General features: G+C 72.0%; 17 protein-coding genes and 1 tRNA gene. 3 read left to right on the forward strand and 15 right to left on the reverse strand.

Annotated features, from left to right (window positions below; genetic code table 11):
* Positions 1–78: 78 nt before the first annotated feature.
* The 4 genes from BLU20_RS00195 to clpB form a co-directional block, all read right to left on the reverse strand.
* Complete coding sequence (locus tag BLU20_RS00195; RefSeq protein ID WP_083371119.1) at positions 79–1698, reverse strand: beta-N-acetylhexosaminidase; 1620 nt, start codon at positions 1696–1698, stop codon at positions 79–81.
* A 50-nt stretch (positions 1699–1748) separates the two neighbouring features.
* A complete protein-coding gene (locus BLU20_RS00200) occupies positions 1749–2363 on the reverse strand; it encodes a TetR/AcrR family transcriptional regulator (protein WP_083371120.1) in 615 nt (204 codons plus the stop codon).
* 138 nt (positions 2364–2501) lie between these two features.
* Entirely contained in the window at positions 2502–3662 is a 1161-nt protein-coding gene (locus BLU20_RS13855) for a CAP domain-containing protein (RefSeq protein WP_172828960.1), read from the reverse strand.
* A gap of 256 nt (positions 3663–3918) precedes the next feature.
* A complete protein-coding gene (gene clpB / locus BLU20_RS00210) occupies positions 3919–6522 on the reverse strand; it encodes an ATP-dependent chaperone ClpB (RefSeq protein ID WP_083371122.1) in 2604 nt (867 codons plus the stop codon).
* Positions 6523–6692: 170 nt separating this feature from the next.
* Here clpB and BLU20_RS00215 point away from each other — a divergent pair, with 170 nt between their 5' ends.
* Together BLU20_RS00215 and BLU20_RS00220 are read left to right on the forward strand one after the other, a co-directional pair.
* On the forward strand, positions 6693–8201 hold the full coding sequence (locus BLU20_RS00215; RefSeq protein WP_083371123.1) for an AlkA N-terminal domain-containing protein: 1509 nt from the start codon (positions 6693–6695) through the stop codon (positions 8199–8201).
* Positions 8201–8731 carry a methylated-DNA--[protein]-cysteine S-methyltransferase gene (locus BLU20_RS00220; RefSeq protein ID WP_083371124.1) on the forward strand — a complete coding sequence of 177 codons (531 nt, stop codon included), beginning with the start codon at positions 8201–8203 and terminating at the stop codon, positions 8729–8731. The genes BLU20_RS00215 and BLU20_RS00220 overlap by 1 nt, the downstream gene beginning before the upstream one ends.
* Before the next feature lie 60 nt (positions 8732–8791).
* On the opposite strand, the gene BLU20_RS00225 is transcribed toward BLU20_RS00220, so the two are convergent.
* The 10 genes from BLU20_RS00225 to BLU20_RS00270 form a co-directional block, all read right to left on the reverse strand.
* A complete protein-coding gene (locus BLU20_RS00225) occupies positions 8792–9835 on the reverse strand; it encodes a cation diffusion facilitator family transporter (protein WP_083371125.1) in 1044 nt (347 codons plus the stop codon).
* An 86-nt stretch (positions 9836–9921) separates the two neighbouring features.
* Positions 9922–10374, reverse strand: coding sequence for a monovalent cation/H(+) antiporter subunit G (gene mnhG / locus BLU20_RS00230; RefSeq protein ID WP_083371126.1), 453 nt, complete (start codon positions 10372–10374; stop codon positions 9922–9924).
* On the reverse strand, positions 10371–10763 hold the full coding sequence (locus BLU20_RS00235) for a monovalent cation/H+ antiporter complex subunit F (protein WP_029251884.1): 393 nt from the start codon (positions 10761–10763) through the stop codon (positions 10371–10373). The genes mnhG and BLU20_RS00235 overlap by 4 nt, the downstream gene beginning before the upstream one ends.
* Positions 10760–11437: a Na+/H+ antiporter subunit E gene (locus BLU20_RS00240; protein ID WP_083371127.1), complete on the reverse strand. Its 678-nt coding sequence runs from the start codon at positions 11435–11437 to the stop codon at positions 10760–10762. Before BLU20_RS00240 ends, BLU20_RS00235 begins: the two co-directional genes overlap by 4 nt.
* Complete coding sequence (locus BLU20_RS00245) at positions 11434–13008, reverse strand: Na+/H+ antiporter subunit D (RefSeq protein WP_083371128.1); 1575 nt, start codon at positions 13006–13008, stop codon at positions 11434–11436. The genes BLU20_RS00240 and BLU20_RS00245 overlap by 4 nt, the downstream gene beginning before the upstream one ends.
* Positions 13005–13514 (reverse strand): Na(+)/H(+) antiporter subunit C, encoded by a 510-nt coding sequence (locus BLU20_RS00250; protein WP_029251881.1) that lies wholly within the window; start codon positions 13512–13514, stop codon positions 13005–13007. Before BLU20_RS00250 ends, BLU20_RS00245 begins: the two co-directional genes overlap by 4 nt.
* Positions 13511–16594 (reverse strand): Na+/H+ antiporter subunit A, encoded by a 3084-nt coding sequence (locus BLU20_RS00255; protein WP_083371129.1) that lies wholly within the window; start codon positions 16592–16594, stop codon positions 13511–13513. Before BLU20_RS00255 ends, BLU20_RS00250 begins: the two co-directional genes overlap by 4 nt.
* 69 nt (positions 16595–16663) lie before the next feature.
* Positions 16664–17734, reverse strand: a complete 1071-nt coding sequence (locus BLU20_RS00260; RefSeq protein WP_083371130.1) for a hypothetical protein — start codon at positions 17732–17734, stop codon at positions 16664–16666.
* Between the two features lie 15 nt (positions 17735–17749).
* Positions 17750–18325, reverse strand: a complete 576-nt coding sequence (dcd, locus tag BLU20_RS00265; protein WP_083371131.1) for a dCTP deaminase — start codon at positions 18323–18325, stop codon at positions 17750–17752.
* Positions 18326–18396: 71 nt separating this feature from the next.
* Entirely contained in the window at positions 18397–18912 is a 516-nt protein-coding gene (locus tag BLU20_RS00270) for a TM2 domain-containing protein (RefSeq protein ID WP_083371132.1), read from the reverse strand.
* A gap of 129 nt (positions 18913–19041) precedes the next feature.
* Between BLU20_RS00270 and BLU20_RS00275 the strand changes: the two genes are divergently transcribed.
* Positions 19042–19112: transfer RNA gene (locus BLU20_RS00275), tRNA-Gly, on the forward strand.
* Between the two features lie 87 nt (positions 19113–19199).
* On the opposite strand, the gene BLU20_RS00280 is transcribed toward BLU20_RS00275, so the two are convergent.
* Positions 19200–21620, reverse strand: a complete 2421-nt coding sequence (locus tag BLU20_RS00280; protein ID WP_083371133.1) for a hypothetical protein — start codon at positions 21618–21620, stop codon at positions 19200–19202.
* Positions 21621–21964: the final 344 nt, after the last annotated feature.

Consider the following 21964-nt stretch of genomic DNA (forward strand, 5'->3'; position numbering starts at 1 on the left):
CCGATGACGCGACGCAGCGCCCGTGCTTACCCCGTGGAGGCCTGCACCCTGGTCAGGGTGTCGACGCAGGCCCCTCCGCTACAGGGCCCTGAACCAGTCGTGCCCGCGCGTCTCCCAGGCAGGGGCGACCGCCGCGACGCGGGTCGCGTGGTCGGCGTACGACGACGCCCCGGCGGGCGACCAGGCCCGTTCGGCCAGGCCGGCGAGCCTCGGCAGGAGCAACAGGTCGAGGTCCCGCGCGTCGGTGACCGACTCGCACCAGATCGCCGCCTCGACGCCGGCGACGGCCTCGGCGGGCAGTGCGTGGACGGCCGTCGACGGCTCCCAGGAGTAGAAGTCCTCCACGGTGCCGGGGGCGTAGGCAGGAAGTCCGAGCCGTGCGCGGTCCGCCTCCTGCGCCGGGTCGTCCGAGGGTGCCGAGTACTGGCGGTCGAGATAGGCGTGCGCCGTCGGCGAGACGATCGCCCGGGTGCCCTGGTCCAGCGTGCGCCCGACGTCGGCCGGCGCCTTGGAGAACATCTCGACCAGCACGTCGAGCAGTGCCGGGTCGACGTGGTCGAACTGGCTGCGGTCCACCGTCGTCCCGTCCGTAGGCACGAAGTCGATCCAGTGCTGGGCGAGCGCATCCGGACCCAGAAGCCCGCGGGACGCCTCCTGCCAACCGACCACGCGCCGCCCGCGGGCCACGACCTCGGAGGCGAAGCGGGTCACGAAGGCTGCGTGGACGTCGTCGGGCATCCCGACCGCCTCGTCACCACCGATGTGGACGTACCGGGACGGGAAGACGTCGACGACCGTGTCGAGGACGTCTGAGAGCACGGCCCACGTGGCCTCGAGGTCGGGGTCGAGGGTCGATTGTCCTGCCTCCCCGTCGGCACGCTCCCCCGCGGTGGCGGGTCGATCCCCGAGGAGCTCGGGGTAGGCGGCGAGCATCGCCGCCGAGTGCCCTGGCACGTCGATCTCGGGGACGATCGCGACCCGCCGGGCGGCGGCGTACCGGACGAGGCCCCGCAGGTCCTCGACGGTGTAGAAGCCTCCGCGCCGGTCCCCCACCGCGCCGCGGGCACCGACCTCGGTCAGCGCCGGACGTGCCGGGACCTCGATCCGCCAGCCCTGGTCGTCCGTCAGGTGCAGGTGCAGCACGTTCATCCGGTGCATCGCGAGCAGGTCGATCACCCGGCGGACGGTCGCGACGTCGTGGAAGGTCCGCACGACGTCGAACGAGAGCCCGCGCCAGGCGTAGCGCGGGGAGTCGACGACGCGGACGGCCCCCAGGGTGCGCGCACCCGTCTCAGGGTCCGCAGGGGCGGCGACCAGCAGCTGGCGCAGCACCGTGAGGCCCCGGAGCACACCCTCGGCTCCGCGCCCGCGCACACGCACACCGTCGTCGGTGACCGCGAGTGCGTAGGACTCGCTCACGGCGGCCCGCCCGTCCGCCCGGACACCCTGCGGAACCCCGAGGGCCGCGAGCTCGGGGTCGTCGACCGCCACCTCGCACACGATCGCGCCGGCGTGCACGGCGCCGGACCCGGACGTCACGTCGAGACGCAGACCCGTCTCGACGGCGAGGTCGTCGGCGAACACGTGCGCCATGGCCGCGGCCAGAGGGTCCGTGACGACGACGGGCGTCGCGTCCGACAGCACGAAGGAACCGTCGGCCTCGGTGACGGACAGCGGGAGCGGGACGACAGGGAACATGACAGCCTCTCAGACGATTTTCGGGACGACCACGGGAGCGGGGTCGTCGTTCAGACCTCGACGCGGCCCAGGAGCCACAGGTGTGCGCGCAGCGCCGCGGCCATGTCGACACGCTCGTCGGGGCGGTCACGGTCCATCAACCACTGCACCTGGAGCCCGTCCATCAGCGCGACGATCGAACGCGCTGTCGCTCCCATGTCGGTCGACGCGGGCAGGCGGTCGTCGTCGACCATCCGGGCGAGCTCCTCGGAGATCCGCTCGATCAGGCTCTGGTACCGCTGCTGGAAGTAGGCGTGCGCCGGGTGATCGGGAACGGTCGCCTCGATCGAGAGCATCGCGTAGAGCTCGATCATCCCCGGCTGCGACTGGTTCCGCTGGACCATCTGGACGAGGGCGGCGAAGAACCCGACCCCCTCCGACCGGTCCTCCGCGAGCCGGACCTCGTCGAGCTCGTCCCGGTGCTCGAGCACCGCCGCGAGCAGCGTCTCCTTGGTCGGGAAGTGGTGCAGGAGCCCCGGGTGCGAGATACCGACGCGCGAGGAGATCTCCCGCAGAGACGCCGCGCGGTAGCCCACCTCCCCGAAGAGACCTGTGGCTGCTTCGATGATCTCGAGGCGCTTGCGCCGACCCTTCGCATACCCGCGCACGGGCGCGACCTCCGACATCGAACTCCTTCGCGACACATGACCGGTGCGCGACGAGTTGAGACTGACGCGTCGTTTGTGACGATATCGCGACCAACCTACCCCGTCGCCACGAGAAAGCGACCATCCGGTAGGTGCGAGACGATCGCGGGCAGCACCCTAGTAGCCGAACTCCTGCGCCCAGTAGACGCCCGTCTGCCCCACACCGATCGTCCGGAACGAGCAGTTCACGATGTTGGCCCGGTGACCCGCGCTCGCCATCCACTCCTTCATCACCTGGGTCGCGCTCGTCTGGCCGCGGGCCAGGTTCTCGCCGCCCGGGGCCGAGTACCCGGCCGCGCGGATCCGCTGGTCGAACGTCCGTCCGTCCAGGCTGGTGTGCGAGAAGTAGCCGTTGGCCGCCATGTCGTTCACGTGGCCCTGCGCCGCGGCGCTCAGCGCGCCGTTCGAGCTCACGGGTCCGCACCCTGCCTGGGCCCGGTACCAGTTGGTCTGCTGCACGATCCCGCCCGACGGTGCTGACGGGGCAGCGGGTTCCGTCGCCGGCGCGGACGACGACGTGGACCCGGACGACGGGGAGCCTCCCGAGTTCGCCGAACCGCCCGACGAGCCCCCCGACGAACCCGTCGATGCACGAGCACGGGGTGCCTGGTTCAGCGCCGCCATCGTGGCCGAACCGGCGACGCCGTCGGCAGACAACCCGTACGCGGCCTGAAACTGGCGCAGCGCGGCGTCCGTGCCCGCCCCGAAGTCCCCGTCCGCGTAGAGGTTCCAGCCGTGGGCCTGGAGCCGCTGCTGGACCGCGACGACCGCCGCGCCCGTCGAACCCCGACGGGGAGGGCCGGAGCTCAGGTCATCCTTCGGCTCGGACCCCTGCTCCGACGCCGACTCCTTGCCAGAGTTGCCGTTCGACGGTCCGTCGTCGCTCTCCTGCGCGGCAGCCGCCTTCTCGGCGGCAGCGTCCGCCTGAGCCTTCTTCTTCGCCGCAGCCTTCTCCTTCGCCTTCGTCTCTGCCGCAGCCTTCGCTTCTGCCTCGGTTTCCGCCTTCTCGGCAGCGGCGCGCTGGATCTCCTCCAGCTCTTCCTGGCGCTCGATCTCGGCAGCGATCTCCCGACCGTGCTCGCGGCGCTCGGCCGCCGACGCGAAGACTGCCTCCGCCTCGGGCGTGGAGTGCGCGGCCGGAACCCCCGGGATCTCGACGACGGGCGCGCCGGCACCCGCGTCGACGGCCGCAGTGCCGCTCACGAGGAGCGCGACGACCCCGATGGAGAGCCACGCGCGGTGGCGCGTGTGCTGCACAGGCAGGTGCTCAGAACTCATCCTCGACCCCCGGATTGCCGCTATGACCCGGTGTGATCACCGGACCGCCACGACTCACGCTATGGAGGGTCGGAACGTTTCGCCTGTTGAGATGTTGACTTTTCTCCCGGTTGCGTGCTACCGGAGAATGACGTACTGCGCCGGTGCCGGAGACACGCCGAGCACGCGGTGATGTCTCCCGACCCGCGAGGGAGGAGACACATCACCGCGTGCTCGACGGCGCAGCGTGGCCGGCCGGTGCTGACCACGCCCGAGATCAGACGACGCTGAGCGCCAGACCGGGCTCGTCGCCGTCGGACGGACGGTCGACACGGACCGTCGACCCGTCCGGGACCTGGCCGGCGAGCAGGAGCCGTGCGAGCCGGTCGCCGATCTCGCGCTGCACCAGGCGACGCAGCGGCCGCGCACCGTAGGCGGGGTCGAACCCCTCGAGCGCGAGCCATTCCCGCGCGTCGTCGGTGACGTCGAGCGTGATCCGGCGGTCGGCCAGCCGTGCTGCGAGCGCCGACACCTGGATCTCGACGATCCGACCGAGCTCGGTGATGTTCAGCGGGTCGAAGATCACGACGTCGTCGAGCCGGTTGAGGAACTCCGGCTTGAACGAGGCACGGACCGCGGTCATGACGGACTCCCGCTTGACGCTCTCGTCCAGGGTCGGGTCCACGAGGAACTGCGATCCGAGGTTCGAGGTCAGCACGAGGATGACGTTACGGAAGTCCACCGTGCGGCCCTGACCGTCGGTCAGACGGCCGTCGTCGAGCACCTGGAGCAGGATGTCGAACACCTCGGGGTGGGCCTTCTCGACCTCGTCGAGGAGCACCACGGAGTACGGACGACGCCGCACGGCCTCGGTGAGCTGGCCACCCTCCTCGTACCCGACGTACCCCGGGGGCGCGCCGACGAGCCGTGCCACGGAGTGCTTCTCCGCGTACTCGGACATGTCGATGCGCACCATGGCGCGCTCGTCGTCGAACAGGAAGTCGGCGAGCGACTTGGCGAGCTCGGTCTTGCCGACCCCGGTGGGCCCGAGGAACAGGAACGATCCCGTGGGGCGGTCAGGGTCGGCCACGCCGGCCCGCGAGCGCCGCACCGCGTCCGAGACGGAGGCGACGGCGGCCCGCTGACCGATCAGCCGGTCGGCGATCACGTCCTCCATGTGCAGGAGCTTCTCGGACTCGCCCTGGAGCATGCGCCCGGCGGGGATGCCGGTCCAGGACGAGACGACCTCCGCGATCTCGTCGGCGCCGACCTTCTCGGCGACCATCGGGTCCTGCGCCTCGCTCGCGTCCTTGGTGGCCTCCTCGTGCTCAGCCTCGGCGAGCTGACGCTCGACCTGGGGAATCTCGCCGTACAGCAGGCGTGCGGCGCTCTCCAGGTCGTTCTCGCGCTGGAACCGCTCGGCCTCGGTGCGGAGCTCGTCGATCCGCGCACGCAGCTCACCGATGCGGTTGTGCCCCGCCTTCTCCTGCTCCCACCGGGCCGTCAGCCCCGCGAGCTCCTCGCGACGGTCCGCGAGGTCGGCGCGCAGCTTCTCGAGACGGTCGACCGAGGCGTCGTCGTCGGACTCCTTGAGGACGACCTCCTCCATCTCCAGGCGCGTGACGGCACGCTGGAGCTCGTCGATCTCGATCGGCGAGGAGTCCATCTCCATCCGCAGGCGGGACGCGGCCTCGTCGACGAGGTCGATGGCCTTGTCGGGCAGCTGGCGGCTGGTGATGTAGCGGTCGGAGAGTGCCGCGGCGGCCACGAGCGCGGAGTCGGCGATCGTCACCTTGTGGTGCGCCTCGTACCGCTCCTTGAGGCCGCGCAGGATCGCGACGGTGTCCTCGACGGTCGGCTCGCCGACGTAGACCTGCTGGAAACGGCGCTCCAGCGCGGGGTCCTTCTCCACGTGCTCGCGGTACTCGTCGAGGGTGGTCGCACCGACGAGGCGTAGCTCGCCGCGCGCGAGCATGGGCTTGAGCATGTTGCCCGCGTCCATCGCGCCCTCACCACCGGCGCCTGCCCCGACGACGGTGTGGAGCTCGTCGATGAAGGTGACCACCTCGCCGTCGGACGCCGTGATCTCCTCCAGCACCGCCTTCAGACGCTCCTCGAACTCGCCGCGGTACTTGGCACCCGCGACCATCGCCGCCAGGTCGAGCGAGATCAGCCTCTTGCCCTGGAGCGACGTCGGGACGTCGCCCGCGACGATGCGCTGGGCCAGCCCCTCGACGACGGCGGTCTTGCCGACGCCCGGGTCACCGATCAGGACGGGGTTGTTCTTGGTCCGGCGGCTGAGCACCTGGACGACGCGGCGGATCTCGGCGTCGCGGCCGATCACCGGGTCGAGACGGCCCTCCCGCGCACGGGCGGTCAGGTCGAGCCCGTACTGCTCCAGCGCCTTGTACGTCCCTTCGGGGTTGGGGCTGGTCACCCGCCCGTTGCCGCGGACCGACGGCAGCGCGGAGCGCAGCGAGTCCGCCGACGCGCCGGCGTCCGCCAGGATCTGCGCCGCCGGGGACGAACCGGCCGCCAGGCCGATCAGGAGGTGCTCGGTGGAGACGTACTCGTCACCGAGGGCCTCAGCCTCCTTCTGCGCGAGGTCCAGTGCGGCAGAGGTGCCGCGGGACGCCGTCGGCTGCGCGACCGCCGACCCGCTCGCGGCCGGGAGCGCGACGAGCTGGGCGCGCACCTTCTGGCCGATCGCCTGCGTGTCCGCGCCGACGGCGTCGAGCAGTCCGCGGGCCACACCGGTGTCCTGCGCGAGCAACGACCCCAAGAGATGGACGGGCTCGAGCTGGGGGTTCTGGGCGGCCGACGCACTCTGGATCGCGTCGCCGATCGCCTGCTGGGACATGGTGGTGAACTTTGCGTCCATGAGTACTCGCTTTCGTCGCAGGGAGTCTCGGCTGGATGCGCGAGACCGTCTGGTGGCGTCAACCTCGACAAAGTTGAGTCTATTCCGCTCAACCCTGGATCGGCCACTCGGTCACGGCGAGGTCCGATTCCCGCTAGCGCCCGCACCGCTCAGGGGCACACGATGGAGCCGTGACCATCCAGACCACCGGCGTACCGACGTCGTTCGACGAGCGCTACCGCGCCATCGCCGCGCGCGACCGCCGGTTCGACGGTCAGTTCATCACCGCCGTGCGCAGCACCGGCATCTACTGCCGCCCCTCCTGCCCGGCGCGGACACCGAGGCCGGAGAACGTCACCTTCTACCGCACCTCCGCCGCCGCGCACGAGGCGGGCTACCGCGCCTGCAGGCGATGCCTGCCGGAGGCCGTCCCCGGCACGCCCGACTGGAACATCACCCACGACGTCGCCGCCCGTGCGATGCGGCTGATCACCGACGGCGTCGTCGACCGGGACGGCGTCGGCGGCCTCGCCGCACGCCTCGGGTACTCCGAGCGCCACCTGGGCCGGCTCCTGCACGCCGAGCTCGGCGCCGGACCCCTCGCACTCGCGCGTGCCGCCCGCGCGCAGACCGCCCGCGCCCTTGTCACTGGCACTGACCTCCCTCTCGCCGACGTCGCGTTCGCCGCCGGATTCGGCAGCATTCGACAGTTCAACGACACCGTCGCCGAGGTGTACGGGCTCACGCCGACGGCGCTGCGCGCGACGCGCCGTCGTGCGGAATCACCCGGGCGGCACGACGGCGGGACGAACCTCACCCTGAACCTCCCCGTCCGCGAGCCGTACGACGACGGGGTGTTCGGCTTCCTGGCGGCGCGCGCCGTCGACGGCGTCGAGACGGTCGTCGGCAAGCCCGGCGGGCCGTGGGAGTACAGCCGGGCTCTCGCCCTGCCCCACGGCGACGGGCTCGCGACGGCGCGCTGGGACGGTCGGTTCAGCGTACGGCTCGCGCTCACCTCGCTGGCCGACCTCCCGGTCGCCGTCGCGCGCCTGCGCCGACTCTTCGACCTGGACGCCGACCCCGCGGCGGTCGACGCCGTGCTCGCCGCCGACCCCGCCCTCGCACCGCGCGTGGCCGCCGTGCCCGGGATCCGCGTACCCGGCGCGGTCGACCCGCACGAGATCGTGATCCGCGCGATGGTCGGCCAGCAGATTAGTGTCGCCGCTGCACGCACGCACCTCGGCCGCCTCGCCGAGCTGGGTGCGCCGCTCGACCCACCCGCAGCACGCGACGCGCCCGACACCGCGCCGAGGCCGGCCCGGCAGTTCCCGACGGCCGCCGCGATCGCCGAGCACGGCCGCGACCACCTCCGGGGCCCACGGCGACGGATCGAGTCCGTCGTCGCCGTCGCGGGCGCACTGGCCGACGGATCGCTTGTCGTCGGACCCGCCGAGGATCCTGCCGAGCTGCGTGCCGCCCTGCTCGCCCAGCCCGGGATCGGGCCGTGGACGGCCGACTACGTCGCGATGCGCGTCCTCGGCGACCCCGACGTCCTGCTCCCCCGCGACGTCGCCCTGGCCGCAGGCGCCAGTGCGCTCGGGCTGCTGCCGCTCACCCCCGAATCCACCGCGCACTGGTCGCCGTGGCGCTCCTACGCCGCGCTCCACCTCTGGCGCACCCCGACCCGGAAGGCCTTCTGATGACCACCGCCGCCGCCACCGCCTGCACCCTCGACACCCCGGACGGACCGTTCAGCGTCGTCACGCGCGCCGACGGCGCCGTCCTCGCCTCCGGATGGACCGACGACGTCGGCTCCCTCGTCGCGCTGATCCACCCGACCCTGCGCCCAGCCGAGGTCCGGCCAGCGCGGGAGGACGATCCCGCCGTCGGGCATGCCGTCTCCGCCGTCCGCGCGTACTACGCGGGCGACATCGCCGCACCGGGCCGGGTCGCCGTCGTGCAGGTCTCGGGCCCCTTCCGCGAGGCCGCCTGGGAGACGCTGCGCGACGTCGAGCCCGGTGCACCCGTGACGTACACCGAGTACGCCGAGCGGTCGGGGCGTCCGGCGGCGGTCCGCGCGGCCGCCGGGGCTTGCGCGATGAACGCCGCCGCGCTGTTCGTCCCCTGCCACCGCGTCCTGCGCAGCGACGGCTCGCTCGGAGGGTTCCGGTACGGACTCGCGATCAAGGAGTCGCTGCTCGCCCGCGAGGCCACCGATCGCCCGGCGTGACCCAACGCACCGCCGGGCACGGGGCGGACGGCACGGCCGTGCTCGGCGTGGTCGTGCGTGTCAGGTGGTCGGGAGCGACGGGTCGTCGGGCAACGAGAGCGTCAGCACGCACCCGGCGACGAGCGGCCGGCCCACGATCTGCCGTTCCAGCTCCGCGAGCCGCCGCGCGACGTCCGACTCGGCGTCGTCCCCGGTCAGGTCCACGGCCGCGACCAGGTAGACCGACCGCGGCCCCACGTACTCAACCCGCAGGTACGTGACGCGCAGGACGCCCGGCAGCCGTGTCAACGACTCGGTGACGTCCGTCCGCACCCGCGGATCGACTCCCTCACCGACGAGGAAGCGTCGGTTACGGTCGATCAGCACCACCGAGACGACCGCCAGCAGCACACCGACGGCGATCGACCCGATCGCGTCCGGGATCGGAGAGCCCGTGATCTGATGGGCGAGGATCCCGGCGAACGCGATCAAGAGACCCGCGAGCGCTGCCGCATCCTCCGCGAAGACCGCCCGGACGGTCGGGTCCGAGGTCCTCAGGACGTGCGCGGCGACCGACCTGTCCGCGGACTTCGCCTCCCGCCGCACCTGGCGGAACGCCTGCAGGAACGAGATGCCCTCGAGGACGAACGCGACCGCGAGCACGGCGTAGGCGATGCCGTAGTCGCCCGCCGGCTCCGGGTGCACGAGCTCCTGGATGCCGTGCGTGATGGAGACGCCCGCACCGACCGCGAACAGCCCGATCGCCGCGAACATCGACCAGACGTAGGCCTCGCGGCCGTAGCCGAGCGGGTGCTCGCGGTCGGCAGGACGGCGTGCGCGCTTGTCCGCGACGAGGAGGAACACCTCGTTGCCCGTGTCCGCCCACGAGTGGACCGCCTCGGCCACCATCGAGGCCGACCCCGTGACGACGGCGGCGGCCGACTTGGCGATCGCGATCAGCAGGTTCGCGCCGAACGCGATGAGCACGGTGAGCGTGCTCTCCGACGACTCGCCGGCCTCCACGACCCGGGGACTCGGAGCGGCAGTGGCGGGCGGGCCGCCTGCGGTCGAGCCGGCCGCTGTCGATCCGGGGAGGGCCGAGCCGTGCTCGGTGTCGTCGCTCATCCGTCTGGTCTACCACGCCACCGACGCCGAGGTAGGTCGGTGCGCGCGAGGTCGACCCTGCCAGGGTCGACCTCGCGTGGGAAGCCCTACCTCGCGGAGTCGGGGGGCGCGGAGTCGGGGGCGTCCGAGTCGGGCGTCGCGGCGTCGGACGCTGAACCGTCGGCTGCGCCGTCCTCCACGACCACCGCCTCGCGTGCCGCGGCCTCGTCCGTCGAGAGATCGTCGATCTCGAGCTTCGACGTGTCGACCTTGCCGGTGCGGAAACCCGCACGCCCGACCATGTGGGCCGCCACCGGCGCGGTGAACAGCTGGAAGATCACGACCAGCAGGAGCATCCCGGCCGTCGACCACGAGCCGAGCCGCAGACCGACACCCGCGAGCAGCAGGATCAGACCGAGCACCTGGGGCTTCGTCGCCGCGTGCATCCGACCAAGCAGCGTGTCGAACCGCGCGACGCCCAGACCGGCGACGAACACGAGGAACGCACCGAGAAGCAGGAGCACCGCCGCGACGACGTCGCGCACCACCTCGGCCGTCATCGGACCACCCCGTCCGGTCGGCCGCCGTCCTGGTCGGAGTCACGGAGCATCTCGCGCTCTCGCTCCTGCTCGGCCATCCGCTCCGCGTCCTCGGCGGCGATCTCCTCGGCGGTCCGCACCCGGCCCTCTCCCTGCGGCTCGACCGCGGCGAACCGCGAGATCGTGACGGAGCTGACGAACCCGACGAGGGAGAGCACGACCAGCAGCGGGACGGTCTCCACACGCTGCGAGTACGCCGCCTCGATGGCGATCGCTCCGACGAGGGCTGCCGTGAAGACGTCGAGCCCGACGGTGCGGTCGAGCATCGACGGGCCGCGCTCGACGCGGACGAGGGCGAGGACCGCGCCGACGGCGATCAACGTGACGCAGACGATCGCGACGATGGTCATCGGCTCTCCTCCGGTGGGTTCTCGGTCTCGACAGGCTCGACCGGCGTTCCCGGCTCGGCCCTGGTCTCGACAGGCTCGACCGGCGCTCCTGACTCGACCGGCGCTCCCGGCTCGACCGGCGAGGGCCCGAGCCCCGCCGCCTCGAGCTCGTCCGTCGAGGCGAGCGCCCGAAGCACACGCTCCTCGATCTCGGCGACGTGCGCCCGGACGGCGTCCGCACCGCCCGAGGACCTGAGGTCGAGGACGTGCACGTAGAGGGTCCCGGTGAGCCGGTGCGCCTCGACGATGACGGTTCCGGGGACGAGGGAGACGAGGAGGCTGGCGATGGTCAGGTACAGGTCTCCGGCGTTCCGCATGGGCACGCGCACGACGGCGCCGCGCGGCTGCCAGTTGAGTCGCAGCGCCTGGACGGCGACCTGGGCGGAGGCGGTGACGAGGTCGCGGGCGAAGAAGCCGAGCAGTCGGAGCAGGGCCAGGGGCCGGACGCGTCCGCGGTACTCGATCGACGGGAGCGGGAGGGCGACGACCACGAAGATCCCGAGCGCGGCACCTGCGAGCACGTTGGCCCAGGAGAGGTCGCCCCAGAGCAGCACCCAGACGAGCGTGAGCCACAGGACGGCGGGCCACTGCCGCGCGGCGGTGCCCAGCCGGATCTTGCGTGCGTGCGCGATCATCCCTCGCCTCCGATCTCGACGGTGTCGTCGGCGTCGGGGTCGTCCGAGACCCCGTCACCGCGGGTCGCGCCGTCGGGGAAGACCGCCTCGACGTAGGTGTACCCGTCGGTGAGGGTGTCGGCGGCCCGGTCGGTGTACCCGTAGAGCGGACCGGCGACGAGCGTCAGGCCGACGCCGAGCGTGACGATCCCGGCCGTGGGCCCGACCATGCCGCGCGGGAGACGGACGGGCTGGATGTCCTCGGGCGCCGTCTGCCAGAAAGCCTTGTTCCACGCCTTGACGATGGCGTACAGGGTCAGGAGCGACGTGAGCACGCTGCCCGCGACGAGGATCCAGGTCAGGACGGTGCCCTGCCGGACTCCTTCCTCGATCAGACCGACCTTGCCGAGGAATCCGGAGAGCGGCGGGATCCCGGCGAGGTTCATGGCCGGGATGAAGAAGAGGATCGCGAGGCCGGGGGCGATCCGGGCGAGCCCTCCGAGCCGGTCGAGCGACGTCGTGCCGCCCACCCGCTCCACGAGCCCGACGACGAGGAACAGCGTGGTCTGCACGGTGATGTGGTGGACGACGTAGAAGATCGCCGCCGAGTACCCCGCGGTGGTGCCCATCGCGATGCCGAACACCATGAAGCCGATGTGGCTGACGAGCGTGAAGGAGAGCAGTCGCTTGATGTCGTCCTGCGCGACGGCACCGAGGATCCCGACGAGCATCGTCGCGAGCCCGAGCACCATCAGCACGTCGTCGGCACGTCCGTCGGGGAAGAGCAGCGTCTGCGTGCGAATGATCGCGTAGATGCCGACTTTGGTGAGCAGGCCGGCGAACACGGCCGTGACCGGGGCGGGCGCGGTCGGGTACGAGTCGGGCAGCCACGCCGAGAGCGGGAAGATCGCGGCCTTGATGCCGAACGCGAGCAGCAGCAGGATGTGGATGACGAGCTGGACGCCGGGGTCGACGTCGGGAAGCCGGATCGCGAGCTGGGCCAGGTTCACCGTGCCGGTCGCGGCGTACGTGAGGGCCACGGCCACGAGGAAGATGATCGAGGAGAGCAGGGCGACGACGACGTAGACGGCGCCGGCGCGGATCCGTTCCGCGGTCCCGCCGAGGGTCAGGAGCACGTAGCTCGCCACGAGCAGGATCTCGAACCCGACGTAGAGGTTGAAGAGGTCTCCCGCGAGGAACGCGTTGGACACCCCCGCGGCGAGCACGAGGTACGTCGGGTGGTAGATCGCGACGGGCGTCGCCTCGTCCCCGTCGGCCACACCCTGGCCGAGCGAGTACAGGAGGACGACGAGCATGACGACGCTCGAGACGAGGAGCATCAGGGCGCTGAGCCGGTCGGCCACGAGGTCGATCCCGACGGGCGCGGCCCAGCCACCGACGTTCACGACGACGGGCCCGGAGTCCGCGGCGACGACCAGCCCGACGGCGGCGGCCACCATCAGGGAGAGCGTCGTGACGGAGATGATGCGCTGGGCGCGCGGGTAGCGCCAGAGCGCGAGGGTCAGGCCTGCCGCGAAGAGCGGAAGGACGACGGGCAGCGGGACGAGGGTCTGTGCGGAGTAGTCGATCATCGGTCGCCCTCCCGTCCGAGCCGGCTGGTCTCGTCGCGCACCTCGGGGGCCTCGTCGTCGAGCGTGTCGGTGGCCTCGGCGTCCTCGTCGGCGTACGACGGCGCGTTCTCGGCCGCGCGGCGTGCGATCCGTCGGTCCTCGAGGTCGTCCTGGACCTCGTCGTGACCGTTGAGCTGCCAGGACCGGTAGGCCATCGCCAGGACGAAGGCGGTCAGGCCGAGCGTGATGACGACGGCGGTGAGGATCATCGCCTGGACGAGAGGGTCGCTCATCTCGTCCTCGGGGGTGATGCCGACGATCGGTGCGCCGCCTGCGCGCCCGCCGGCGACGAGCAGCATCAGGTTCACGCCGTTGCCGACGAGGATGAACCCGATGAGGATCCGCGTGAGGCTGCGCTCCAGCAGGAGGTAGATCCCGCCGGTGAAGAGCACCCCGATCGCGAGCACGAGCGCGAGGCTGGGGACGGTGGAGAGCCCCTCGGTCGGGGAGACGTCGGCGAGGTTCATCGCTCTCCTCCTGCCTCGACGCTGTCGGGCTCGAGCGCCACGAGCGGGTTGGACGAGTCGTCGTCGATCCCCTCGGCCTGGCGGTCGACCTCCGCGCCGAGGGACCGAAGGATGTCGAGGACGAGGCCGATGACCAGGAGGAACACTCCGATGTCGAAGAAGAGCGACGTGACCAGGTGGACGTCGCCGATCACGGGGACGTGGATGTCGATGATCACCGACTGCAGGACCTCGCCCCCGAGGAGCAGGGCCAGGAGCCCCACGCCGGCCGAGAGGAAGAGGCCCGTGCCCAGCAGGAGGCCGGGATGCACGGGGGCGGCCTCACCGAGCTCGTAGCGTCCGCCGGCGAGGTACCGCACGAGCAGCGCGATGCCGACGAGCAGACCCGCGGCGAACCCTCCGCCGGGGCTGTTGTGCCCCGAGAAGAGCAGGAAGAGGGCGAAGATGATCATCGAGTGGAAGACGAGGCGGGTGACGACCTCGAAGATGACGGAGCGCCGTTGCGGCGCGAGCGTCCCCTCGGCCATCAGCCAGGAGCGCATCTCCGGCTCCGCGGACGCGGCACCGCCGACCGAGCTCGGCTCCTGCGGGGCGCTGAGGCGACCGAGCCGCAGCTCGCGGCCCGTGTCGGGGGCGTCGGCCCAGACGCGGGGGCGGCCCGGGTCGGGCGGCGCGCTGCGCATCCGGGGGATCTCGCCGCTGCGCCGGCGCAGAAACACCAGGGACGCGACACCTGTGGCCGCCACGAGGAGGACGGAGATCTCGCCCACGGTGTCCCAGGCGCGGATGTCGACGAGCGTCACGTTGACGATGTTCTTCCCGCCGCCGAAGTTCTCGGCCTCGGACGGGAAGTCCACCGAGACGGGGACTGCGGTGCGCGCGAGCGGGGCGATCACGGCGAAGATCATCATGACCACCCCGACCCCGAGGCCGATCGCGAGCCGCACCCACCGGCTTCCCGCGAGCGGACGGTCGGAGAAGTACGGCGGCAGGCGGCGCATCACCAGCACCATGACAGCGAGGGTCACGGTCTCGACGAGGACCTGCGTCATCGCGAGGTCCGGGGCGCCGTGCAGGAGGAAGAGGGCGGCCATCGCGTACCCGACGCCCCCGGCGAGGAGCACCGCCTTCAGACGACGACGGGCGCGGACGGTCAGGATCGTCGCGACGGTGATGATGCCGACGACGACGAGCTGGGCGGGCCGGTCCCACGCCCGCAGCTCGAGCGGGTCTGGCCACGCGAAGAACGCCGCGACGCCCGGCACGAGGATGAGGACGACGAGGATCGCGCCGAGGTAGAACGGCAACGACCCGCGCTGGGTCATGGCGGTGACGTCGGCGGCGAGGTCGTCGAGCCGCCGCATGGTGCGCCGGTAGACCTGGTCGGCCTCGGGGACGTTCCAGGTCGCGGCCTGCAGCCGCTCGAACGTGCCGCGCCACCAGAACAGCAGCGCCCCTCCGGTGAGGATGATCGCGCTGAGGACCACGGGCGCCCCGAACCCCGCCCACAGCACGAGGTGGCCCTCTTCTCCGGCCGGGTACGTCTCCGCGTAGGGCGCGAGCAGCTTGTCGCCGACCTGGGGCATCAGTCCGAGCACGAGCCCGAGCACGGCCAGCACCACGGGCGAGACGGCGAGCAGGGCGGGGGGACGGTTCACCGTCGCGGGGTCCACCGGGGCGAGGTCCTCCGCGCCGGAGTGCGCGCGCCGCGGGTCGCTCTCACGCAGTGCCGCGGCCCCGATGTGCTCGTTGGCCCGCGCCACGGCCCGGGCGGTCGCGCCCTTGGTTCCGAACGCGCCCCACACCCACCGCAGCCCGTAGGCGACGGTCAGCACGGACCCGACGACGATCGCGAACAGGGCGATCGCGTCGCGCCAGACGGGCCCCGTCCCGTGCACGAGGGACTCGAGCGCCGCCTCCTTTGCGACGAACCCCATCAGCGGTGGCAGCCCGATCATGGAGGCCGTGGCGAGGACTCCCGCGGCAGCCGTCAGCGGAAGGCGACGTCCGATCCCGGTCAGGCGTCGGATGTCGCGCGTCCCGGTGGCCGCGTCGACGATTCCCGTCAGGAGGAAGAGCGACGACTTGAAGAGTGCGTGCGCCCCCAGCAGCGCGAGGCCCGCCAGCGCCGCGCCGCGCGTCCCCAGCCCGAGCAGCAGGATGATCAGGCCGAGCTGGCTGACGGTGCCGAAGGCGAGGATGAGCTTGAGGTCGTGCTGCCGCAGCGCGCGGTACCCGCCGACGAGCACGGTCCCGCCGGCGACGGCGACGATCACGACCTGCCAGGCGAGCAGGTCCGAGAACCCGGGGGCGAACCGGGCGACGAGGTAGACGCCGGCCTTCACCATCGCGGCGGCGTGCAGATAGGCGCTCACGGGCGTCGGGGCCGCCATCGCCGCGGGGAGCCAGAAGTGGAACGGGATCAGGGCGGACTTGGTCGCGGCGCCGATCAGGAGGAGCACGACGGCGACGGTCACCGCGGCGCCGCCGGGCGGGTCCGCCACGACCTCGGAGATCCGCCACGACCCGGCGGAGACCCCGAGCGTCACGAGGCCGACGAGCATGGCGAGCCCGCCCGCCGTCGTGATCACGATGGCCTGCATGGCGGCGCGACGGCTCGCCTTGCGGTCGGCGTGGTGGCCGATCAGCAGGTACGAGAAGACGGTCGTGAGCTCCCAGAAGACGAAGAGCAGGAGCAGGTTGTCGGCGGTGACGAGGCCGACCATCGTTCCCGCGAACGCGGTGAGGATCGCGGCGAACCGCCCGAGACCGTGGGCCTCCCGCGAGAAGTACGCGGTGCAGTAGACGAGCACCGCCGCACCGACCCCGCCGACGACGAGCAGCATCAGCCACGAGAGTGTGTCGAGCCGGAACGTCAGGTCGAGGCCGAGGCTCGGGACCCAGGACAGCGTCTGCTCGGGCAGGTTCCCGTCGAGGACGTCACGGGTGTGCGCGAGGGCGTACCCGAACGCGGACGCCGGAGCGAGCGCGAGGACGAGGAACGCCCGCCTGCCCAGCCAGGACACCAGTGCGGGCGCGAGAAGCGCGGCGATCAGGTGCGCGGCGAGGAGTATGAGCACGTCCGGTCCGTCCTGTGGGCGGTTGGGCGATTGTCAGGAGCAGAATATCAAGACGCTCAGGCGCGGAGGTCAGAGGTCGGCGGGCTCCACAAGAAACCCCGCCTCGTCGGCGATCTCGCCTCCCACGACGCCGTGCAGCGTCCGGGCCAGGTCGGCGACGAGCTCGCCGGCCCGCTTGCGGGCGACGCGGTAGTCGATGGTCGGCACCTCGTCCTGCGCCGCGATCAGGTCGACGGGCTCCCACCGGATCCGGTAGGCGACCGCGCCGTCGACCGTCCACGGAAGTCCGCGGAGCAGCAGAGGGATCGCGTCCTCGCCGCCGATCTCGACGGCGACGATCCCGTCCACGCCGAGGTCGAGCATCAGCCCGTAGCCGTCGAGGGGCGGCGGGTTCTCGAGCGACTCGATGTCGCGCTTCTCCGCCTCCGCGTGCAGGCGACGCCGGAACTCGGGGTCCATCTTCTCGCCGGGGTAGAGCGGCTTGTCGGCGATCCCGTCCGGCGGGCCCGGCCACGGGTCGGCGTCCATCGCGAGCCGCACGCGCCGGTCGACGCGCTGCAGGACGGAGAGCGCGGCGTCGGGCTCGAGCCAGACGTCGGTGTACAGCGTCATGTCGACGGTCACCGACTGGTCGGGGGTCAGCACGACGGCGGCACGGCCGGTCTCGTCGGCGTCCATCACCACCGACCCGCCCAGGCGCCGCGCCGCGTCGACGAGCCAGCGCGTCGCGCGACCCTCCTCCTTCTCGGGCAGACCCTGGGGGAAGGCCCGACCGAGCCCGTCGCGGTCGGCACCGCCGGGGAACGGCGGCTCGCCCCGCTCACGCGGACAGACGACCTCGAAGACCTGCGTGGTCCCGGGCGGCAGGCCCGGGCCGGGCGCGTACGGTCCGGTCAGCGTCGTGTGCCGGGACGTGCGCAGCACGCCCGGCTCCCCGGCTCCGGCGGTCCGCGGTGCCGGGGTGAGGGGCTCCGCCCCCCGGGGCGCGACGTCCCACCGGGCTCCGGCGAACCGGGAGACGGCGAGCGTCTCGACCTCGTCCACCAGGACGTCGTCGGGCAGCGCGAGGACGTGGCGCGCCTGGTGACGGGCGATCGCCGTGCGCGGCAGGGCGGGGTACGTGTTCACGAGCGAGGACATCAGGGGCTCCCGGGATCAGACGGAGGACCGGTGGAAGTTCTGCCAGGACCGCGACGCCGTCGGACCCCTCTGACCCTGGTAGCGAGAACCATAGACGCTGGAGCCGTACGGGTGCTCCGACGGCGAGGACAGGCGGAAGAAGCACATCTGGCCGATCTTCATGCCGGGCCAGAGCGTGATCGGCAGCGTTGCGACGTTCGAGAGCTCGAGGGTCACGTGACCCGAGAATCCCGGGTCGATGAAGCCCGCCGTCGAGTGCGTCAGCAGGCCCAGCCGCCCGAGCGACGACTTCCCCTCTAGGCGTGCCGCGACGTCGTCGGGCAGCGTGACCGACTCGTACGTCGACCCCAGGACGAACTCCCCCGGGTGCAGGATGAACGGCTCGTCCGGGTCGACCTCGACGAGGCGGGTGAGCTCCGGCTGGTCCTCGCGCGGGTCGATGAAGGGGTACTTGTGGTTGTCGAACAACCGGAAGAACTTGTCGAGGCGGACGTCGATGCTCGACGGCTGCAGCATCGCCGGCTCGTAGGGGTCCAGCTGGACACGCCCGGCGTCGAGCTCGGCACGGATGTCGCGATCAGAGAGCAGCACGACGCCACGGTAGCCGACACCGTGGGTCGCACGACGGCGCTACCCACGGTGTCGGACGACGTGTCACCGGACTACGCGCGCAGCGGGCGACCCTGGGCGTCCCGGGAGAAGCTCCCCGTCTTGTCCGTCAGGTAGAGGATGCCCTCGACGATGCCCCAGATGGCGACCAGCGGCGACAGGAGCCCGAACGAGAGCACGGAGATCAGCAGCATCGTCAGGCCGATCCCGGTGTACCCCAGGTAGAAGCGGTGGATGCCGAGCGAGCCGATCAGGATGCCGAGCAGACCCGCCGCGATGCGGGACTTCGCGTTGGGGTCCTCGTACGGCTGGCCGGGGTACGGCTGCTGGCCGTACGGCTGCTGCCCCGGGTAGGGCTGCCCCGCGGGAGGCGGCTGCTGCCCCGGGTACGGCTGCTGACCGTAGGGCTGGCCGGCAGGAGCCGGAGGCTGCTGACCGTAGGCCTGACCCGGGTACGGCTGCTGCGGTGCCGTGGGCTGCTCCGAGGAGTACGGCGACGCCGCCGGACCCGCGTAGGGGTCGTACGGGACCTCGTCGGAGTTCTTGCCGTACGGCGTCTGGTCGCTCACGCTTGCTCCTCAATTCGTCGGCCGCGGTTTCGGTCTCACCGCCGGTGCCGCTATGATCTTCCCGTACGCTCGTCGTCGGCGTCACGGTCCAGCCCTCGGGCAGGAGTGCGATACCGCGGCTGACGTCATGCGGATGTAGTTCAATGGTAGAACTTCAGCTTCCCAAGCTGATAGCGCGGGTTCGATTCCCGTCATCCGCTCCGGCACGAAGGCCCCGACCAGCTCTGGTCGGGGCCTTCGTCGTTCTCGGAGCGGTCGCGGCCAGGGGCGCTGCCGACCCGGCCGGATCAGGCGTCGCGGCGACGGCGCACGAGGAGCACCCCGACGCCCACGAGCACGAGCGTGCTCAGCGCCAAGGCGCCCACGGTCGCGCCGGTGGAGGCCAGCGACGTCCCGGACGGGCCGCTCGGCACCTCACCGCCGCCACCGGCTGCCACGGTCGCGTCGGCGTCGACGGGGTCGGTCGTGGCGGCGGCCGTGGGGTCCGTCCACGGGACCGCGCCCGGGTCCACCGACGCGTCGATCGTGGGCTCGGTCGTCGGGTCCGTCGTCGGGTCCGTGGTCGGCTCGGTCGTCGGTTCAGTCGTCGGTTCAGTCGTCGGGTCGGTCGTCGGTTCCGTCGGCGGGTCGGTCGTCGGTTCCGTCGGCGGGTCGGTCGGGTCGACGACGTCCGCCGTCTGCTCCAGCACGCACGACGCCGACTCCCCCGGGGCGAGCGTGAGCGTCGACCCGGCGAGGCTGCCTCCGTCGCAGACCCACTCTCCGGCGGTGTACCCGTCGACGTCGCCGGCGCTCAGCGTGTACACGCCGTCAGTCACGGGCTCGTCGACCACCGCGTCGGCCGGGCCGCTGACGGAGGTCGGCCCGTCGGCGGAGACGGTCCAGTCGCCGGCCTCCGCGTCTCCGCCGGTGACGTCGACCCCGAGCGTGAGTGCTGCGGGCAGTGCGACGACGCTCGCGGAGCACTGCACGGCCTGGCCGAGGACCGTGGTGAGGGTCGAGCCGTCCAGGGTGCCGCCGTCGCACGTCCATGAGTCGAGCGCGTAGCCCGTCGGCGGCTCGGTGGTCAGCTCGTAGGTACCCGTGGGCAACCGCGCCGACGTCACATCGGCGGTTCCGGGTGCCCCGGAGATCGTGCCACCGTCGCCGGTGGCACCGACGACGACGTCCGACGGCGCCGCGGTGCCGCCTTCGACCGTCGCGTCCAGGGTGAGCGCCGGCTCCCCTGCGAGCGTGACGCGCAGGGTGGCCTCGGCCGTGGCGTCCATCGTCTCGGGCTGCGTCGGGTCGTAGTCGGGCGGGTTGCTGAGGTTCGAGGGACTGCACGCGCCCACGGTCTGGTCCAGCACCTCGAGGCCGAAGCCGCCGGAGGCGGCGGCCCAGGTCGCCACCGGGTCGGCCTCCTCCGTCGACGGGTTCCGTTCCGTCTTGAGGTCGGCCTGATAGTTCCAGTACTGGTTGGAGGCCCCGTCCGGGACCACCGGGTCGTAGTACGTCAGGGCCGTCGACTCGACGGACGGCTGCGTGCGCAGCACCCGGACCCCGGTACCGAGACGGTAATAGTTGCTCCAGAGCGCGCACTCGTCCCAGCCCGCGCCGCCGCGGTACTCGACGAAGTACGGCTCGCCGGTGAGGCCGTCGGTGACGCGCAGGGACCGCAGGCCGGTCGAGGTGCCGCTGCCCTGCAAGGTGACCTCCTGCTCGACGATCCCGTCCCCGTCCGGGTCGGCCGCGACGTCGAACGCGAGCTCCTGCTGCTCTCCGTCGTCCAGGATCCCGAGGCGGTACCGCTGGTTCGCGTTGGGGGTCGAGGGACGCGCACTGGTGCGGTACCCGTCGGTCGCGGTGCTGGACGAGATCGAGATCGACTCGCCCATGACGTCGTAATGGTCCTTGTACTCGTCGTCCACGCACGGCCCGTATCGCGTGTCGCCGGCGTCGGGCCCTTCGGTGATCTCGACCGGGTCGTCGAAGGACTCGACGGCGATGGTGTCGTCGCGGCACTCGTGCTTGTTCGCGTGGTCGAGCCCGAGGGTGTGCCCCATCTCGTGCGCGAGCGTGGAGTCGACGCTCCGGGGGTTCACGGCCACGTAGATCGTGCCACCGTTGACCGGGCCCGGCGTGTCCCGGTTGAAGGTCGCGAGGCCGACGTTGTTGCATCCCCGCGGACCGAGCACCACGAGGTAGTCGTTCGCCTCCCCGTACGAGAGCCGGTCCCCCGCGCCCGTCTCGTCGACGTGACCGAAGTGTTCGGCAGCCTCGTCCCAGAGCGGCCGGATCGGGGCGGTCGCGCCGGACGGCCCGCACTCGGTCGTGGTCGTCGTGACCCAGACGTCCGTCTCGTCGGGGAGCTCGAGGTCGCCCGTGGCGCCGTCGGTCATCTCCGACCAGTACGCGAGCATCTGTTCGACGTCGGCGAGCGCCTCCGCCGCACCGTAGGCGTCGAACGTGTCGTCCGTGGCGCCCGCGGGTGTCATCACGGCGATGTCCACGTGGCGCGGCCCGGCCGCACGCGGAGCGATCCGCGAGCGCGGCGAGGGCGGGGCGAGCTCGGTGTCGTCGCCGTACTCCACGACGGCAACGCCCGGATCGTCGGTCGTCACAGGGTCGACCGGGTCGACAGGGTCGGCTGCGGCCGTCGTCGGGAGCACGGCGAGCCCTGCCAGCAGGAGAAGTGCGGCGGACCCCGCAACCGTGCGCAGACGCATACCGCTCAGGTTCAGTCACGGAACGGGATTCGGCAACCGGGGCGCCGGCCTGCGGACCAAGCATCAGCAGGGCCCCGTGCAACTCGTGGTCCCGGGGCCCCGCTGCCGATCCCGTGCTCCGTCAGGCGCCTCGCGGGGAGGCTGCGGAGCACCGCGGTGACGTCGCGGCTCGGTGAGAGCGGGTTGTCGCGCGGCTCTGACGCCGTGTTCCCCGCATCCTGCACCTCTCGTGATCGCGCTTCCGGGTCCGGCAAGACCTGCGTCGTCACACGCAGTCCACAGTCCCCCGTGGGCGTCGGGCCGTTCTCCGGTCGTTCGACGACGCGGCCGTGGTGCAGCCCTGC

Source organism: Paraoerskovia marina, assembly GCF_900105445.1.
In the GTDB taxonomy this organism is placed as follows: domain Bacteria; phylum Actinomycetota; class Actinomycetes; order Actinomycetales; family Cellulomonadaceae; genus Paraoerskovia; species Paraoerskovia marina.

What these genes read in the sequence shown, in the direction of transcription:
- BLU20_RS00195 (WP_083371119.1), bottom strand. Translation starts at nt 1,698, where the DNA reads ATGTTCCCTGTCGTCCCGCTCCCGCTGTCCGTCACCGAGGCCGACGGT.
- BLU20_RS00200 (WP_083371120.1), bottom strand. Translation starts at nt 2,363, where the DNA reads ATGTCGGAGGTCGCGCCCGTGCGCGGGTATGCGAAGGGTCGGCGCAAG.
- BLU20_RS13855 (WP_172828960.1), bottom strand. Translation starts at nt 3,662, where the DNA reads ATGAGTTCTGAGCACCTGCCTGTGCAGCACACGCGCCACCGCGCGTGG.
- clpB (WP_083371122.1), bottom strand. Translation starts at nt 6,522, where the DNA reads ATGGACGCAAAGTTCACCACCATGTCCCAGCAGGCGATCGGCGACGCG.
- BLU20_RS00220 (WP_083371124.1), top strand. Translation starts at nt 8,201, where the DNA reads ATGACCACCGCCGCCGCCACCGCCTGCACCCTCGACACCCCGGACGGA.
- BLU20_RS00225 (WP_083371125.1), bottom strand. Translation starts at nt 9,835, where the DNA reads ATGAGCGACGACACCGAGCACGGCTCGGCCCTCCCCGGATCGACAGCG.
- mnhG (WP_083371126.1), bottom strand. Translation starts at nt 10,374, where the DNA reads ATGACGGCCGAGGTGGTGCGCGACGTCGTCGCGGCGGTGCTCCTGCTT.
- BLU20_RS00235 (WP_029251884.1), bottom strand. Translation starts at nt 10,763, where the DNA reads ATGACCATCGTCGCGATCGTCTGCGTCACGTTGATCGCCGTCGGCGCG.
- BLU20_RS00240 (WP_083371127.1), bottom strand. Translation starts at nt 11,437, where the DNA reads ATGATCGCGCACGCACGCAAGATCCGGCTGGGCACCGCCGCGCGGCAG.
- BLU20_RS00245 (WP_083371128.1), bottom strand. Translation starts at nt 13,008, where the DNA reads ATGATCGACTACTCCGCACAGACCCTCGTCCCGCTGCCCGTCGTCCTT.
- BLU20_RS00250 (WP_029251881.1), bottom strand. Translation starts at nt 13,514, where the DNA reads ATGAACCTCGCCGACGTCTCCCCGACCGAGGGGCTCTCCACCGTCCCC.
- BLU20_RS00260 (WP_083371130.1), bottom strand. Translation starts at nt 17,734, where the DNA reads ATGTCCTCGCTCGTGAACACGTACCCCGCCCTGCCGCGCACGGCGATC.
- BLU20_RS00280 (WP_083371133.1), bottom strand. Translation starts at nt 21,620, where the DNA reads ATGCGTCTGCGCACGGTTGCGGGGTCCGCCGCACTTCTCCTGCTGGCA.